Origin of the sequence: Lacrimispora sp. (assembly GCF_032078915.1) — a bacterium.
In the GTDB taxonomy this organism is placed as follows: Bacteria; Bacillota; Clostridia; order Lachnospirales; family Lachnospiraceae; genus Lacrimispora.
In genome coordinates, this window is record NZ_DAMAUN010000100.1 from 1 (window position 1) to 16,874 (window position 16,874).

15 protein-coding genes are annotated in these 16,874 nt (G+C 45.7%); 1 reads left to right on the plus strand and 14 read right to left on the minus strand.

Translation table 11 applies throughout. The annotated features are described in order from the left end of the window. Positions 1-334 precede the first annotated feature (334 nt). Positions 335-607, plus strand: a complete 273-nt coding sequence (locus tag RT269_RS25715; protein WP_313186940.1) for a hypothetical protein — start codon at positions 335-337, stop codon at positions 605-607. Positions 608-736: 129 nt separating this feature from the next. Here RT269_RS25715 and RT269_RS25720 read toward each other — a convergent pair whose 3' ends face one another. The 14 genes from RT269_RS25720 to rpoD form a co-directional block, all read right to left on the minus strand. Beyond that, positions 737-1,102, minus strand: a complete 366-nt coding sequence (locus RT269_RS25720) for a hypothetical protein (protein ID WP_313186941.1) — start codon at positions 1,100-1,102, stop codon at positions 737-739. Between the two features lie 17 nt (positions 1,103-1,119). Continuing rightward, complete coding sequence (locus RT269_RS25725) at positions 1,120-2,484, minus strand: PAAR-like protein (RefSeq protein ID WP_313186943.1); 1,365 nt, start codon at positions 2,482-2,484, stop codon at positions 1,120-1,122. 13 nt (positions 2,485-2,497) lie between these two features. Next, positions 2,498-3,019: a hypothetical protein gene (locus RT269_RS25730; protein ID WP_313186944.1), complete on the minus strand. Its 522-nt coding sequence runs from the start codon at positions 3,017-3,019 to the stop codon at positions 2,498-2,500. Next, positions 3,006-3,626, minus strand: coding sequence for a hypothetical protein (locus tag RT269_RS25735; RefSeq protein WP_313186946.1), 621 nt, complete (start codon positions 3,624-3,626; stop codon positions 3,006-3,008). The genes RT269_RS25730 and RT269_RS25735 overlap by 14 nt, the downstream gene beginning before the upstream one ends. Beyond that, a complete protein-coding gene (locus RT269_RS25740; protein WP_313186947.1) occupies positions 3,623-5,020 on the minus strand; it encodes a contractile injection system protein, VgrG/Pvc8 family in 1,398 nt (465 codons plus the stop codon). The genes RT269_RS25735 and RT269_RS25740 overlap by 4 nt, the downstream gene beginning before the upstream one ends. Then, complete coding sequence (locus tag RT269_RS25745; RefSeq protein ID WP_313186949.1) at positions 5,010-5,624, minus strand: hypothetical protein; 615 nt, start codon at positions 5,622-5,624, stop codon at positions 5,010-5,012. Before RT269_RS25745 ends, RT269_RS25740 begins: the two co-directional genes overlap by 11 nt. Continuing rightward, entirely contained in the window at positions 5,621-6,169 is a 549-nt protein-coding gene (locus RT269_RS25750; RefSeq protein WP_313186951.1) for a hypothetical protein, read from the minus strand. The genes RT269_RS25745 and RT269_RS25750 overlap by 4 nt, the downstream gene beginning before the upstream one ends. After that, positions 6,162-6,395 (minus strand): hypothetical protein, encoded by a 234-nt coding sequence (locus RT269_RS25755; protein WP_313186952.1) that lies wholly within the window; start codon positions 6,393-6,395, stop codon positions 6,162-6,164. Before RT269_RS25755 ends, RT269_RS25750 begins: the two co-directional genes overlap by 8 nt. A 2-nt stretch (positions 6,396-6,397) precedes the next feature. Further along, positions 6,398-8,065 carry a hypothetical protein gene (locus RT269_RS25760; RefSeq protein WP_313186954.1) on the minus strand — a complete coding sequence of 556 codons (1,668 nt, stop codon included), beginning with the start codon at positions 8,063-8,065 and terminating at the stop codon, positions 6,398-6,400. A 460-nt stretch (positions 8,066-8,525) separates the two neighbouring features. Continuing rightward, complete coding sequence (locus tag RT269_RS25765; RefSeq protein WP_313186956.1) at positions 8,526-10,013, minus strand: glutamate synthase subunit beta; 1,488 nt, start codon at positions 10,011-10,013, stop codon at positions 8,526-8,528. A 13-nt stretch (positions 10,014-10,026) separates the two neighbouring features. Continuing rightward, the gene (gene gltB, locus RT269_RS25770; RefSeq protein ID WP_313186958.1) at positions 10,027-14,586 is read right to left on the minus strand and encodes a glutamate synthase large subunit; all 4,560 of its coding nucleotides are present in this window, start codon (positions 14,584-14,586) and stop codon (positions 10,027-10,029) included. A 481-nt stretch (positions 14,587-15,067) separates the two neighbouring features. Continuing rightward, a complete protein-coding gene (locus RT269_RS25775; protein WP_025233660.1) occupies positions 15,068-15,334 on the minus strand; it encodes an HPr family phosphocarrier protein in 267 nt (88 codons plus the stop codon). A 121-nt stretch (positions 15,335-15,455) separates the two neighbouring features. Then, positions 15,456-16,094, minus strand: coding sequence for an epoxyqueuosine reductase QueH (locus tag RT269_RS25780; protein ID WP_313186959.1), 639 nt, complete (start codon positions 16,092-16,094; stop codon positions 15,456-15,458). Between the two features lie 71 nt (positions 16,095-16,165). Continuing rightward, positions 16,166-16,874, minus strand: a 709-nt coding sequence (gene rpoD, locus RT269_RS25785; protein WP_313186961.1) for an RNA polymerase sigma factor RpoD, incomplete at its 5' end; no start/stop codon positions are given.

The following is a 16,874-nucleotide window of genomic DNA, read 5'->3' on the forward strand; positions in this document are numbered from 1 at the left end:
TTTTTTGCCTTAAAACAAGGGTGAACCATGGGGTCGAAAATGATGCAGGTTAAAGGAAGGTGCCCTAAACGGGCCCCTTCCGCTCATAAACGCCCGCAATGCGGGCGTTTTCAAGGATAGCGTACGGTGCTGTAAATCGGCTTTTGTGCTGTCAAGGGTGCTGTAGCCACCAATAAATTACGCTATTAAGGTGTTTTTAAGGTGCTCTTGAACATCCACCGATCATACCTATTGTTTATTTCTGCTGTTTTTGAGACTTATTATTAGTGATTTCTGGTATCGACTTCCTGCAACTGTTCCAGTAATGTATGTTGTCAAAAGGAGGTGAAATTTTATGACCGAACAGGAATTACTCGATATGATTGTTTTAGAACGCATTTCTGCATTACTTGCAACACAGCAAAAATCGGCAGAAGAAAAACAAAAAGAACTAAGGCTGATTTCCCAAGCCGAAGCCCTCATACAAAGCCTACCAATGTCAGACAGTCAGATATTATCCCAATACATCAACTACATGGCCGAACAGTTAGCTTTTGAAGAAGCCTTCCTCTACCGACATGGCTTTATTGACGGTATACGGCTAGGAAAATTATTCAATTCTCTTTAAATTCGCATCTCAAAAGAGACGCCGCTCTGACATAAACAAGGACAGAACCTTGAAAAGACAGTTCTGTCCTTATATCAGCATATTTTATAACAGGTTTTAAAGTTTGCACAAAACTTATAACTCTCTTACTTATTCTTCAGATATATATAATCTAGCATTTTCCATAATCGCGTTCAAAATAAAACGACAAATTGCAGATAATACTTCTGAAGATTTTTCAAACCTTAGCATGGTTTGTTCTACACTTTGAAACTGTTGTAGTACACTTTCAAGATCGAGAATTTCCCACGGACTATTTTCATACCAGCCAATATGTAGATGATAATAGTACGCCAAACCCTCCCATCCCTTCTCTGTTGGTTTGAATTGCTCCATGATATCGTTAAAATAACCGTCCCAAGCACTTAACACTTCGACATCATTTTTATATTCTTTTATAAATCTTATTTCATTTTCCCCTTCATATCCTTTGTAAAAATCATTTATTATTTTCATGATAACCATCTCCCTTTTTAAGGAGCAGGAATATGTCCCGCTTTCATTATCTCACTTTGTAAACTACTCATTGTCCCTTTATTATACGCATCTACAGCGTCTTTCCACTGCCACATAGGTGTCCAGTCTCCATTCGCTCCAGGTGTATATATTTTTTCTACTCTTAATTGCCCTGTTGGGGTACCTGGCGTAACTTGTTCCACTACCCATGAGTTGCCAGAACCCCCTGGAGCATTCGGGGTTGGAGTATGCCAACGAGCTTTATAAGTATGCGTACCATCAGACCATTGATAAGTAATCTGATCATAACCTCCTGCCTTGTTTTGTATTTTTACAGTTGCATTATCAGGCATTTCAATTGGGGATTGTTTTGCCAAATCAGAGGTTTTACCTACCCAATCCTTCGCTGTTGTCTTACCCGAACCCTTAGTGCCTGATCCCCCCTTATCCACCTCCTCAGCCACAGGTTTATTCCCCCTGCTCTGGTTATTTCCCGCTCCAGCAACCGCACTATAATACAGTAGTGCTCCATATGCAAAATTTGTTACTCCTTCCGCTGCCACGCTCAAAAACAGCTTGTTTTCTTCCTGCCATCTATAAAATGGCTTTGTCTCTATCCTCTCCGCTGTTTCTTTGCAATCCTTCCTTAACAGCCTTATCATTTCTGCATTTATTACATGCGCATCCCAGCCCGTGGCAGCATCCATTCCATTCTTACATCCCGAGGTTTCTATCCCATTTACTAAATTCTCCAGCGCTCCCGTATCGCAGTACGGCATCAGACGCCCCAGCGCTCCCTTAATATACTCCCCCTCCAGGTTATTTTTACCATACAGTGTAAAAAGCTCTATCTCTCCCTCATTTTTCTTCATTCGATCCTCTATGAACCGAATCGCCATTTCATACTTCCCTTTATTCAGATACAGGCTTCCATATGGATTGTCCAGTATTTCACGCAGTCCCGGGTATTTCTTATCCATCTCCCTGATTAATAGGATCTGCTTTGCAAAGATCCCATCCTGCCCTGAATTGATGATTTTTAATTCCATCCCGGAAACTCTACATGAAAGAAGTGATTTCGTCGTTATGATTTCCTTCCCATTTATCTTTTCACCTTGTGGCTCCGGGTTTTCCCATTTTTCAGCCAAGTCCATTAAGGCCTCACAGGACCCTCCTGCATAGCAATCCCCTAACGGCTGAATATTATATAATGCCTTACAGTCGTCCACACATGCTTTCGGCAGGTTATTGACTTCTATATCCTCTGAGTCTACATATAAATAGCCGTCATGAGAACCATACGGGCAGCGTAACTTTGCCCCTAATACTAAGGGCTCCGGCGGCCCTTCCTCTTTCCCAAACAGCCAGGAAAACCAATTCATGCGCTTCCTCCTCTCATTCTACCATAAATTCCTCGATCCTCATACCCGTCACTTCCCTCCGATAAACGCTCTCCACGAAATTTAAGTTTCCCACTATGTATCGTCCCTTTACCCCACCTAGCCTGAAAATAGGACACAGCTGTATCTTCTCTTCCTTCAGGATTCCGGTTATGATCTCACTTTGTTCTCTATTCAGCTCACTTCTCACATCCAGGCAATCCAACTCCGGTAAATCAGGAATCTGGTAGTAAGCAGTCCGCTTGTTATCCTTATCGAATAAGGTAGCATATTTAAACCGGACTTCCGGGCTGTATAGACGGATGAGGGCTGCAAACTCCTTGGAAACCATAAAACAGGGGTGGCAGATGATATCCAGGAACGGGATCTCCCCGTTAAATTCCACCTGGAAATGATTTTGCCTGGACAAGTCCTCATACACCTGGTGATCTGGTCTGCCCGGTCTTATCTTGGTATACCAGTTCAGGAAACGTGGTTGGGGATTCCTGTCATTCGCATATATTCTAAAATATCTCATCTGCTACTTTCTCCTCTCCCAGGGTAAAGAGCACATCCGCATCTCCCATGTACTCTCCAAACAGAATCCTCACACGGCTTCCCAGTCTGGCTCGCTCTGGCAGGAAGCATTTCTCCGGCAGCGCCTCCTCAAGTATTGCCTGTATGAACGACTTGGTCAGTCGATGGTAATAAGGAACATAGGCATAGCGGATATAATCCGTCTCGTATTCACGGATTCTGGGAATATGTCTCCCTAACTCTAACCTGATGGCTTCCACATCCTCCTCGAACAGATGATATATGCATCTGGCATCCCAGTAAGACACTGACTGAGCGGTATCACCGTAAAAATTCTGGTCCATAAAGTCTATCCGGATAAGATATCGTTTTAAAAATATACTGCTGTACAGATGAGAAAAAAGGATGTAGCCCAATTTTCCCTTCTCCTTCCTGTCCTGAAGAATCACGGCCTGTTCCGTCGCCAATCTGAACGCTTCTACGAATGCATGTACCGTTTCTCTGCTGTTTTCTTCACAGAACAGGACTATACGCCTGCTGCTTTTCGAGAACTGTTCCGGAATGATCTGCTCCATTGCTTTCATAAATTCATTTTTACGTTTTTTCATTGTATCCTGAACTTTCCGCCGGTAAAAGTGATATCCTTATCTATCTGAAGTCCGGCCCCGCCCTGTCTGATATCCACACGTTCCGTCCCGGCTATGACAAGCGAGGCATCCTCGCTGGAGAGAGTCATATTCCCCCCTGAGGTGATGGATATATCCCTATTGCTTATGATCTGTATCCCCTCCCCATCCTTTATTCTGATGGACATCCCCTGGTTGTTCGTCAGTTCCAGACTGTCTGGAGTAAACAGCAGTTCCTTCCCATATTTTGTCTTAAAAGATTTATGATCCGGGTTCTTCCTGTCATTCCCAGTCTCCATATGTACGGAACTGATAACATACCCATGTTCCTCTATCTGATCCGGAATCTGCAGGCGGACCCTGTCTCCGGGTTCCGGCATGCAATACCATCCCGATCCATCCGGCGAGGAATATCCAGTGGAATAAGGAAACCATCTGGTAATCTCCTGCCCGTAATTTTCATCCCCTGTCAGTTCTATCCTTACCATGTCACGCATCACTTCCTTCACGGTTGCCAGGAAGGAGCAGCCTGACTGGAATTTATTGGACATCTGCATTATTCCCAGCCCATTTAGAGGCCGCAGGGTATAGGTGTTCATCAGCTCTCCATGCCGGAATTCACTGCGGATCCTGCAGGCATATCCGCCTTGGTTCCCGAGCATAAGCCTGTCCCACAGGTCATAGATATCCCTTGACCGGATATGGTATTCCAGGTAATCCTGTTCCATGAGAGAACCTAGGTCATTTGCTCCCTGTGTCATGAAACTGTCCACATGCTTACTGATGCCGCAACTTGTGGTCGTAGGTATTTGGTAGGTGTAATAATTAGCGTTTCCTACATAGTAAAAGACTCCCTCCCTGGCAATTGCGGGTGTAACAACCAGGCCGAAGCGGCTGGCAATCCGTTTGATGAACTCCCAGTCAGTTTCTTTATACTGCAATAAGAAGTCTATCGGCGTCGCCTCCAGTCCTCCTTCCTCCTTTACCCCGGCTTCCCCATAGGTCTGGTTTATGGCATTCAGCACATCCAGATAATTCATGCCGGTATTTTGAAAGGATCGGAAGCGGACTGCGGCCTCCATAAGGTAGGTCCCGCTTTTCAGTATCAGGGTAAGCCGGGTGGCATGAGGTTGAGGTTCTAAAGAAAAACCGGCGATTATCCCTGTCATTAGATTCCTTCTCTCCCCTCCTTCAGCCACTGCAGTGATTGCCACCCATATATGTTCCAATAACTTCCATCTGTAATCTTCCACATCCTCATCACGGATATAACCGCTGACAGAGGCTGTTGCGTGTTCCCCTATCGCCCGGTCTATCTCCAGGCTTTCCAACGTCAGAAAATCAAAATGAGAAATATCTATCTTATCAGCCTTCATTTGTCCGTTCCACCTTCCATCCGATTCCTATATACTCCAGCGAATTTAACACCGGCTCTTTCCATTCATCATAAAAACACATCCTACAGTTGAATGTCCCCGCCAGCAAATATATGTCTGAACTAATCAGAAACTGCAGGTTATATGTCTCATCATCCAGTGTGAAATTCTTGTATTCAAACCACTTGCCTTCCGCCCCCTTCGGGCAGATGTTCCCCTTACCATAGAATACAGTCTCAGGTGCATGTAGCCGGACCGTATCCTGCATCTGACATATAAGCCCGTCCAGGTTACCGTGCTCCCGAATCTCCTCCCGCCTTAGCAGATGGAAGCCAAAATTCTCATCATACCCTGCACTGGTCAGCAGTATCGGCGGACGGTAACTGCATATGTATCTGGCCATTGCAATCTTCTCCGGCATTTCCACAAAATCCTCTGGAATCAACGCGTTTACCTTTCCTTCAAATAATGGAAACGGGGCAAACCGCACCATTTTCCCGCGGATGGGAACTTCATCTGTCATCAGATCATAGGAACTTGTCCTCCTCTGGTAAAAATCTTGTAAACGGATAAGCTTTTCATCCACATAGTTCCCTTTTTTCATGTGATCCCTCCTTGTTGGTTTCTGGTCTTGTAAAGCGTCCCATGACTGCTCTTCGCAAAGACAGGTGCCTTTGGACAAACCTCCAGTGACTCTATTATCTGAATCAGTTGTCTCTTTCCTTCCTCATCCTCCATAAAACATCCCATGGTGCCAAGCATCATGCAGCCATCTACCGGAAAGATATACATGAAGTTCTGAAGGTCTCTTTCCCTACCGGATGTCCGGAAGGAATACCAGCCGCAGATTCCCTCCTCTTTTTCTACAAGCTGCGGTTCGCTTAACAGGCAGGAGGGATAAAGGCTGACTATAGCCTTAGTAATGGATTGAATCACATACTCCACCTGTATCCCAACCAGCTTCTGCCCTTTCAAAAGGGAAAAAGTACAAAATCTGCGAGTATCTGCATCCTCTAAAATAATCTGTGGCCTATCTACATAAGGGTACATTAATTCCGCTCTGCCGCTTTCCATCGCTTGGAATGAATCCGGAATGCCTGCCGCCAGCCGGCCGTCAAACAGGAGGGTTTTTTCTTCAGCGTTACCCATCTATACCCTCCATTTCCTTATTTGATACGCCCAGTTGTCTCTTTACTTCCTCCCTGCACCTGTCAAACGAAAGTTGGACAGGCTGATAGATCATTTCACTGTGTCCTGATACCAGCTGTTCCATCTGCTCCGGCACTCTGCTTTTAACCTGTCCAACAGGCAACTGGTTCATTTTATCTATCAGCGGGCTTTTTCTCACTGCTCCATTTATAACGGAATATGACATGTTCATTCCCCTTTCATTCTTCCTGCAATAGGGCGGAATCCCACAGCAATCTGAGACAGTCTGTCCTGCTCTATGCTTTGCGGTATAGAGGAGATTATATTAAGAATCGACGATCCAAACTCATAGGTACCTTCTTTATCCTCCTCTGACAATTTCTTTAACTTTAGCTGCAGTTTTTCTTTTTCTTTCTTCCTTCTTTCCTCTTCCAGATTATCTGCTTTTACCTGATTTCCTTTTCGGAAACCGGGTCCTATGGCTGGAATGTCCGCCTTTAATTCATTTAAGTTATTAAATGAGCTGTACTCTCCCATGGCATCCAGGTTATGGCAGATGTTTACCACGGCCGGACTTCCCAGCTGCCTTTTAATAGCCGTGATCTCAGTGGGTGCTCTCAGCTCAATCCTGGCACCATGCATGGCTACCTTTCCTTTTGCCTGAATCAGCACCTCCCCGCCGCTGCGGATGATGTCCCCGATACCGTCCTGTATGGAAATCCCTGATTGTCCGCCATCAGCGGATAATTCAATATCAGACGGCTTGAGTGCCATTTTTTTCTCCGAAACAGTGGTAAACCAGCGGTTATCCGGATTCTGCATCTCCTCACACACCTGCCCGTTCTGCCGCACGCAGTGGATCCCAACCGCCTTCCGTTCATCCTCCCCTGGAATCAGGAGGCGGACTCTGCTTCCGGTTTCCGGCATGCAGTATGCCATGTTCCCATTCTCCGGGAACCAGGGGTAAAGATAAGCCATGCCAGCATCCTGTTCTTCATCAATATCCAGGTGGATCCTGATTGCCTCTTCTTTCCGCTCCAGTACTGTACCGGCCAGCGAGATGCCTTTTATATGAGGATTATATATAGTTGGAAACATATTATGGTTCTTCCCCGCCAGCTTGCAGGTACATCGAAAATGTCCATTCTGCAGATTCAGTCTTACATGATACGGCCACAGGATTTCATCCCTGTAACTGACACATTGGCCCAGATGAAGGATCTGGACAGTGTCCACTTCATAATAAGCGGCTTCTCTGGTCCTCCAATTTATTGATTTTTTACATTCTGAGTCCATACACCATCTTTCACCTGTTACACTTAATTCCAAGGGGACCCTGTTTTCCTGGAAACCCAGATATATTCCCCTGCCTTTATAATCACATGCTGCAATGAATGGGGCGTGCACGTGAGTTGACAGCCTCAGGAGAAATTCCCAGTCTGTTTCCTCATACTGGATAAAAGGGTTCGTGACGGCTTTATCTTCCGCAGAACATAACAAATTGAAAGAATTCTCCCGGACAATCTTTTGGATCAATCCTAAAACCGACTCATTACAGTCCTGGAACGATCTGTTTTTCCTTTCCAGATCCATAAGCCAGGATAAGGAATAGGCCGAAAGGTACAAGAGGTCATAGGCTGATTCTTTCTCTATGCGGATCTTACCGATTACTCCGGAAAAAATCAGGAGTTCTTTCAGATCCTTTACAGAACAAATCATGAGAGGCTGGTTATTAAGCTCCTCGCAGGATAGATCCAGGCTCCCCGGCTCTATATCTGCCGTGATCTCGGCCATGGCATGGGTACCAATGCTTTCCCTGATAGAAAGATGCCGTAACCGACTTATCTTGATGTTGCATTTGATTTTTAATTCACTACATGTAATATACTCCGTCACAACTTTGTTCCTCATCTTTCCTTATAAAAAGGGGCCACCTTTTCGGCAGCCCCTGCATGTTTACACGCTGCATCCGCCTTCCAAAGCGATCTGCGCAATCTTGACCTTCTTCTTTTTAATGACGACCCGGAACGTTTGGGCTGCACCCCCAATAGTATTGTTGCTACATAGCTGGAGGATTAGGATCTTCATTTAAAGGCAAAAAACGCTCAACTAACTTTATTATCTTTCAATATACTACATTTTTGAAAAACTCCCCCAACCATGTAATTATTGACGGTTTATATGTAATTTTACGAAGATGACTTTTGCAAAAGTGAAATAAAACCTGATTTATTAATCCAAAATTTCCAGTATATATTTAGTGCCTTTAAAGTAAAAAAGAAGCCTTTGCTATACAACTGATCCCTCAGCTATTATGCAAAAGCTTCATTCTTTTTTATTGAGGGATCCCTTCCACCTATGCCAGGTTGGAATACCCCATTAAACTCTTATCAACTTCCTTGGCCACTTCCCGGCCTTCTCTGATCGCCCAGACTACCAGCGATTGTCCCCGGCGCATATCACCGGCTGCAAACACTTTATCTACATTCGTCTTATATTTCCCGACTTCTGTCTCCACATTACTTCTGCTGTTTAATTTCACACCAAAAGCATCGGCAACATAAGTCTGAGCGCCTAGAAATCCTGCCGCAATTAAAACAATATCGGCCGGAACTTCTCTTTCACTGCCGGCTACTGGTTCCATGTTCATGCGGCCGGTCTTTTCATCTGTTTTAGGCTCCAGTCCCATGAGCACGGCTTTCACGACTTTGCCGGACTTATCTTTGATAAACTCTTTTACCGTTGTCTGATAGACCCTGGGATCCTTTCCGAATACGGTAATGGATTCTTCCTGGCCGTAATCAGTTTTGAGCACTTTCGGCCATTCAGGCCAGCTATTATCAGGGGTTCTTTTTTCAGGGAGCTTTGGCATCATCTCAAGCTGGGTGACGGAAGCACATCCATGGCGGATAGCCGTTCCCACACAGTCGTTTCCGGTGTCACCGCCGCCGATGACGATGACATGCTTTCCCTTTGAGGAAATATGGCTGTTATCCTGTAAGTTGGAATTCAGCAGGCTTTTTGTTGTGGACTTTAAGAAATCCACTGCAAAATAAATTCCTTGCCCATCTCTTCCCGGAACCTTTAGATCCCTTGGATTGGAAGCCCCACAGGCCAGGATGATGCGGTCATATTCCTTTAACAGATCTTTGGCCTTCTGGGTTTTTCCAATATCGGTGCCTGTCAGGAACGTCACTCCTTCCTGCTTCATGATCTCCACCTTCCGGTCTATCACATGCTTTTCCAGCTTCATGTTGGGAATCCCATACATGAGCAGACCACCTATGCGATCTTCTCTTTCCAATACGGTAACACTGTGCCCCCGTTTGTTCAGCTGGTCTGCTGCTGCCAGACCTGCGGGGCCGGAACCGATGACGGCTACTTTTTTCCCGGTGCGGATCTTTGGCGGTATCGGACCTGCTATGCCGCTTTCATAAGCGCGTTCAATGATGGCATATTCATTTTCCTTTATGCTCACCGGGTCTCCATTTAACCCGCAGGTACATGCGGCTTCACAGGGAGCCGGGCACACCCTGGCGGTAAATTCCGGAAAACTATTGGTTTTTTTCAGCCTGTTGTAGGCCTGCTGCCATGTCCCGGTGTATACAAGCTCATTCCATTCCGGGATCAGGTTGTTAAGGGGGCAGCCGGAAACCATGCCCTTTAAGATCACGCCGGACTGGCAGAAGGGGACGCCGCAGTCCATGCAGCGCGCGCCCTGGCATTTTTGTTCTTTTTCAGAAAGAGGCAGGTGAAACTCGTTATAATTCTTAATACGAGCCTTGGGGTCTACCGCTTTTCCTGTTTTTCTGCTGTATTCTAAAAATCCTGTTGGCTTTCCCATGATCAGCTCCTCCTTACTTCTTCGTGTTGGCATAAAATGCCTCAATCTGTGCCTGTTCGCTGCTTAACCCTTTTTCCTCCATCTGAACGATGGTATTCAGCATGCGTCTGTAATCATGAGGCATGACCTTCTTAAACTTAGGAAGATACTCTCCGAAATTGTCAAGAATCTCTTTTCCTTTTGCGGAATTGGTGTAAGCCACATGTTCTTTGATCATGTCTTTTAATTCAAGAACATCGTATTTATTGGTGACCTCTTCAAAGGAAACCATTTCCTTATTAAGCCTCTTATATAAATCTCTCTTTTCATCCAGAACATAGGCGATGCCGCCGCTCATTCCTGCAGCGAAATTCTTGCCGGTGTGACCCAGCACCACCACGCGCCCGCCTGTCATGTATTCACAGCCATGGTCTCCCACACCTTCCACAACAGCGGTCGCACCAGAGTTCCGGACACAGAAACGTTCGCCTGCGATCCCGCAGATGAATGCCTTTCCACTGGTAGCGCCGTATAAAGCCACATTTCCGATGACAATGTTATCCTCAGCCTTAAATTTAACACCCTGAGGCGGATAAACTACCAGCTTGCCGCCGGAAAGGCCCTTTCCAAAATAATCGTTGCTGTCGCCCACCAGCTCCAGAGTAAGGCCTTTTGGAATAAAGGCTCCAAAGCTCTGGCCGCCGCTGCCCGTACAGTTGATGGTAAAGGTATCCTCCAAAAGCCCTTCCGGATAAAGTCTGGTGATCTCCGAGCCAAATATGGTACCCAAGGCCCGATCCGTATTGGAGATATCGATATGAAGGCTCTTTTTCTGACCGGCCCGCAGGGCATCTCTTAATTTCTTAAGGATGATCTTCTCATCTATGGTTTTCTCCAGTTCAAAATCATACACCTGTTTCTTATCGTATCCTAAAAGCTTCTGCCCTGCATAGGAATTTCCCAAAATAGCGGAAAAATCCACCTTTCCCGCTCTTTCAGAAGGAATACTTGCTTTCTTCTTTAGCAGATCCGTCCTTCCCACAAGTTCATCTACGGTGCGGATACCAAGCTTTGCCATATATTCCCGAAGCTCTTTGGCAATAAAATTCATGAAGTTGATTACGTGCTCCGGTTTTCCTTTAAAGCGCTTTCTCAGCTCCGGATTCTGGGTAGCAATGCCCACCGGACAAGTATCCAGATTACAGACTCTCATCATGACACATCCCATGGTCACAAGAGGGGCTGTAGCAAAGCCGAACTCCTCAGCTCCAAGGGCACAGGCAATGGCAACATCCCGCCCAGTCATCAGCTTCCCGTCTGTCTCCAGGATCACCTTATCCCTTAACCCATTCATGATCAGGGTCTGATGGGCCTCCGCTACGCCAAGCTCCCATGGAAGCCCTGCATTATAAATGGAGTTTCTTGGAGCCGCACCGGTTCCGCCGTCAAAGGCGGAAACGAGGATTACCTGTGCGCCGGCCTTTGCAACACCAGCGGCTACCGTGCCCACACCTGCCTCTGAAACCAGTTTGACAGAAATCCTGGCATTGGTATTGGAATTTTTCAAGTCATAAATCAGCTGGGCCAGATCCTCAATGGAATAAATATCATGGTGAGGCGGCGGGGAAATAAGTCCTACTCCTGTCGTGGAATGCCTGGTTTTGGCAACCCATGGATATACCTTTCCGCCTGGAAGCTGACCTCCTTCTCCCGGCTTCGCTCCCTGAGCCATTTTAATCTGGATTTCTCTGGCGCTGACCAGATACCTTGAGGTTACGCCAAAGCGCCCGGAAGCCACCTGCTTGATTGCAGAACAACGGTTTATACCGTCCGGACCTACGGTCAGACGCTCCAGGCTTTCGCCTCCCTCGCCGCTGTTGGATTTTCCATGAATCCTGTTCATGGCAATCGCCAGGGTCTCATGGGCTTCCTGGGAAATGGATCCGTAGGACATGGCCCCCGTTTTAAACCGCTTAACAATGGATTCTTCGCTTTCCACCTCTTCCAAAGGTATTTCCTTTGTCTTTGAATAATCAAAGTCCAAAAGGCTTCTTAAATTAACCGTCTGCCCCTCTTCCGTCAGGGCATGGGTATATTCTTTGAAAGTCTCGTAGCTTCCGGTCCTGGCCGCTTCCTGTAAGAGATGAATGGTAAGAGGATTGTATAAATGTTCCTCTTGCCCTGCCCTCTCCTTATGGCTTCCCACACTGTCCAGGGTTAAATCCACGTCAAGACCAAGGGGATCAAAGGCAGCTGAGTGAAGGACATCCACATCATTGGCTATGTCATCCAGGGTGATTCCTCCCACTCTGCTCACCGTATCTGTAAAATATTTGTCAATCACTTTCTTTGAAATGCCGATCGCCTCAAAAATCTGGGCTCCCTGGTAGGACTGTATGGTAGAAATCCCCATCTTGGAAGCAATCTTTACGATGCCGTGAAGAACTGCCGCATTGTAATCTTCTACGGCTGCATAATAATCTTTATCCAGCATGCCCTTTTCAATGAGGGAACGGATGGATTCCTGGGCTAAGTAGGGATTAATGGCACAGGCTCCATATCCCAGCAGGGTCGCAAAGTGATGTACTTCTCTTGGCTCTCCGCTTTCCAGTATAAGCGCCACAGAAGTCCTCTTCTTAGTCTTAACCAGATGCTGCTGCAAAGCCGATACCGCAAGCAGGGAAGGGATCGGCAAATGGTTTTCGTCAATATCCCGGTCAGACAAGATGATAATATTCGCGCCGTCATGGTGCGCCCGGTCTACCTCCAGAAACAGCCTGTCAATTGCTTTTTCCAGGGAAGTATTTTTATAGTAGGTAATGGGAATCATTTCTACCTTAAAGCCAGGCTTCTTCATGTTTTTAATCTTCAGCAGGTCCGTACAGGTAAGAATGGGATTATTGACCTTCAGTATCTTGCAGTTTTCCGCCGTCTCCTCCAGGATATTTCCTTCCTCGCCCACATAAACCGTAGTCGAGGTAACGATCTCTTCACGGATGGAGTCAATGGGCGGATTGGTAACCTGGGCAAAGAGCTGTTTGAAATAGTTAAACAGGGGCTGGTGCTTTTTGCTTAATACTGCAAGAGGACTGTCTGCTCCCATGGCGGAAACTGCTTCCGCACCGTTTAAGGCCATGGGAAGGATCATGGTTTTGTATTCCTCATAGGTATAACCATAAGTCTTCTGCAGCTTCGCCCTTTCCTCTCTATTCATGGCGGGAACCCCTATATTGGGGATGGGCAGCTTTCTTAACTCAATTAAATTGGAATCCAGCCATTCCCCATAAGGCTGGCGGGCCGCATAATATTCTTTCAGCTCCTCATCGCTGACCAGGCATCCCTTAACAGTATCAATGAGCAGCATCTTGCCTGGACGAAGGCGCTCTTTTCTCACCACATGGCTCTGCTCAATATCAATGGCGCCCACCTCAGAAGCCAGGATCATCTGGTCCTCATCGGTAATGTAGTATCTGGACGGCCGAAGGCCATTGCGGTCCAGTACGGCCCCAACCAGATCACCGTCACTGAACACGATAGAAGCCGGTCCATCCCAGGGTTCCATCATGGTTGCATAGTAACGGTAAAAGTCCTTGATTTCCTGAGGCATGGATTTATCATGTTCCCATGGTGCAGGAATGGTCACCATAACAGAAAGGGGAAGATCCATTCCGCTCATCATCATAAATTCCAGCGCATTGTCAAGCATGGCGGAATCGGAACCTTCCTGGTTAATGATAGGAAGAACCTTATGCATGTCATACCGGAAATACTCGGACTCCATATTCTCTTCCCTGGCCATCATCTTATCCACATTTCCGCGAATGGTATTGATCTCGCCATTATGAACAATAAGGCGGTTGGGATGGGCTCTCATCCAGCTGGGATTTGTATTGGTACTGAACCGGGAATGAACCACTGCAATGGCAGATTCATAATCCTTATCCTGGAGGTCCGGAAAAAACTTTCTAAGTTCCTTCACCAGGAACATGCCCTTATATACAATGGTCCTGCTGCTTAAGGAAACCACATAAGTATTGTCGTTGCTCTGTTCGAAGATCCGCCTTGACACATAAAGTTTCCGGTCAAACTCCAAACCTCTGGCCGTATCGGCCGGCTTTTTTACAAAGCCCTGGGCAATGCAGGGCATACAGTCCACCGCATTAGCACCGATCAGCTCCGGATGAATAGGCACATCCCTCCAGCCTGTAAATTCAAGCCCCTCTTTCTTTACTATGATTTCAAACATTTTTTTGGCTTGATTCCTGGCAAGCTCGTCCTGTGGAAAGAAAAACATGCCGACACCATATTCCCTCTCCTCACCAAGCTCCATGCCCAGAGGCTTTGTTACCTTTTTAAAAAACTTATGGGAGATCTGAAGCATGATTCCAACTCCGTCTCCTGTCTTTCCTTCCGCATCCTTTCCTGCACGGTGTTCCAGATTCTCTACGATATGGAGAGCCTGATCCACCGTCCTGTGAGTCTTTACGCCTTTTATGTTGGCAACCGCTCCGATGCCGCAGTTATCATGCTCAAAGCGGGGATCATATAGGCCCGGCAACTCCTTTTTATTAGGGGATTGTAAACCTTTATCCATAATCTCTACCTTTCCTCTCTCTAGCCCATGCTGCCCGGGCATAATGGTATGCCCGGAGGGCGTTCCTTTTTCTTGTCCATGTTTTAGGGCATTCTTGACTGCTTCCTCCTCTTTTGGAGTGCCAATGTGTAACAGTAAATTTTTAGTTGATAATACTACATTTTTTTCTTCTTGTAAACGAATTTTATTCTTAAATTTTCAGATAATTTGACTTTTATATGTTTTAAAAATTATATTCTTACAATTTCAATTCATATCTATATTTTTTCTCCCCATATAGCACAATTCCCTGTCCTTTTAAGGAACCTGGAACAAATTTCTAATTATATGAAGTTTTCACTTTCAATCGTTAAGTCTGCATTTCATATTTGAAACTTTTAAACTGCTTTCCCTCATAATCCCACTCTTATTTACGCAGAAAAAGCCCCGGGAATTTCTTCCCAGGGCTTATACAAACTTTTCTCATAAAATTAAAACTGAATTACATCTCTCCAAGTCCGCTTTCAATTGCTTCCGTCATGGTTTTCATTGCTGCTGCCTCATCTTCGCCTTCACAGATCAATTTGATCTCTGTTCCGCACTTAATTCCGGCTGCCATTACGTTTAACACGCTTTTAGCAACAATTCTCTTCTCTCCATATTCGATGATTACATCGGATTTAAATTTCATAGCTGTCTGGGAAAGAACCCCTGCTGGTCTTAAATGAAGTCCAGATGGATTTACTACGGTCAGTGTTTTTGATAACATATCTTTTTCTCCTTTATCCTCAATTTTTTATACTCCTTGCAGTTAATTTTATAACAATATCCAATTTGTGTCAAGACAAACCAGTATGTCTTTTCACTTATTTTACAAAGCATTTTCCTGTCTAAGAAATTTCCAAAAGCTCCTGCCTTTCTTTCTGGGAATAGATACAGCCGCAGTAATCCTGCCTATATAGACCGTATTTCTCAGAAAGCTCTACAGACCGCTTAAATCCGTTTTTTTTCTTGAAATCAGAGGGAAGATAAGCGACTCGATATTCCTTTGCAAGCTTCTCACCGATCTCATTGAGCTTTTCCGCATTCTTTAAAGGGCTTATGGACAGAGTAGTGGTGAAATAATCAAAGCGCCCGGCCTGAGCAACCTTTGCAGCCTCCTGGAGGCGCAGTTCATAGCATTTAAAACATCTGGCGCCGCCTTCCGGCTCCTTTTCAAGACCTCTCACAATCCGGTGAAATTCTTCCGGTTCATAAGCTCCTGTTTCCAAAGTCACAGGATGACTAAAATCCATAGATGCAATGAGCCTTTCCTGCTCTTTCACCCGTCTTTTGTACTCCACCGGCTGATCTATATTGGGATTATAGAAATACACGGTTATTTCAAAATAGCGGGATAAATATTCCAGCACATAACTGCTGCACGGCGCACAACAGCTGTGCAAAAGCAGCCTGGGTACTTTTCCCTGTTCCTCTAATCCTGCAATGACCTGATCCAATTCCTTCTGATAATTCCTCTTCTGGTTCATGGTAGCTCCTTCCCTGCTGTTTTCAAAAGCACAAAAAGGCGTCTGCAGTAGCCTGCAACGCCTCTTGTTTCCTATAGGAAATCCCTGATCCTTTTACTGCGAACAGGATTTCTAAGCTTTCTAAGAGCCTTCGCTTCTATCTGCCTGATACGCTCCCGGGTAACATTAAACTCTTTTCCAACTTCTTCCAAAGTACGGGGATGGCCATCCTCTAATCCAAATCTGAGTACGATCACCTGGCGCTCTCTCTCCTTTAAATCTCCAAGAAGAGCATCAATGTGCTCTCTCAGCATAACGGATTCTACGTTGCCTTCCGGAGTCACAACATTATTATCAGCCACGAAATCTCCCAGGTTTGAATCATCTTCTTCACCGATGGGAGTTTCAAGGGATGCAGGTTCTCTGGCGATCTGCATGATCTCCATAACCTTATCCTCTGTCATGTCAAGAGCTTCCGCCAGTTCTGAAACAGACGGCTCATATCCAAGCTCAAGAGTCAGCTTTCTCTGCATCTTGGACATCTTATTAATCGTTTCCACCATATGCACAGGCACACGGATTGTTCTGGCCTGGTCTGCAAGGGCTCTGGTTACAGACTGGCGTATCCACCAGGTAGCATATGTACTTAATTTATAACCTTTGGTATAATCAAATTTTTCCACGCCTTTAATAAGGCCTAAGTTCCCTTCCTGAACCAAATCAAGGAAACTCATTCCTCGTCCTGTATAACGCTTTGCTATGCTGACTACAAGGCGTAGGTTTGCTTCGATCAAGCGCTCT

Bases quoted from the DNA above. Each gene is read 5' to 3' on its own strand.
- RT269_RS25715 (WP_313186940.1), top strand. From the start codon at position 335: ATGACCGAACAGGAATTACTCGATATGATTGTTTTAGAACGCATTTCT.
- RT269_RS25720 (WP_313186941.1), bottom strand. From the start codon at position 1,102: ATGAAAATAATAAATGATTTTTACAAAGGATATGAAGGGGAAAATGAA.
- RT269_RS25725 (WP_313186943.1), bottom strand. From the start codon at position 2,484: ATGAATTGGTTTTCCTGGCTGTTTGGGAAAGAGGAAGGGCCGCCGGAG.
- RT269_RS25730 (WP_313186944.1), bottom strand. From the start codon at position 3,019: ATGAGATATTTTAGAATATATGCGAATGACAGGAATCCCCAACCACGT.
- RT269_RS25735 (WP_313186946.1), bottom strand. From the start codon at position 3,626: ATGAAAAAACGTAAAAATGAATTTATGAAAGCAATGGAGCAGATCATT.
- RT269_RS25740 (WP_313186947.1), bottom strand. From the start codon at position 5,020: ATGAAGGCTGATAAGATAGATATTTCTCATTTTGATTTTCTGACGTTG.
- RT269_RS25745 (WP_313186949.1), bottom strand. From the start codon at position 5,624: ATGAAAAAAGGGAACTATGTGGATGAAAAGCTTATCCGTTTACAAGAT.
- RT269_RS25750 (WP_313186951.1), bottom strand. From the start codon at position 6,169: ATGGGTAACGCTGAAGAAAAAACCCTCCTGTTTGACGGCCGGCTGGCG.
- RT269_RS25755 (WP_313186952.1), bottom strand. From the start codon at position 6,395: ATGTCATATTCCGTTATAAATGGAGCAGTGAGAAAAAGCCCGCTGATA.
- RT269_RS25765 (WP_313186956.1), bottom strand. From the start codon at position 10,013: ATGGGAAAGCCAACAGGATTTTTAGAATACAGCAGAAAAACAGGAAAA.
- gltB (WP_313186958.1), bottom strand. From the start codon at position 14,586: ATGGATAAAGGTTTACAATCCCCTAATAAAAAGGAGTTGCCGGGCCTA.
- RT269_RS25775 (WP_025233660.1), bottom strand. From the start codon at position 15,334: ATGTTATCAAAAACACTGACCGTAGTAAATCCATCTGGACTTCATTTA.
- RT269_RS25780 (WP_313186959.1), bottom strand. From the start codon at position 16,094: ATGAACCAGAAGAGGAATTATCAGAAGGAATTGGATCAGGTCATTGCA.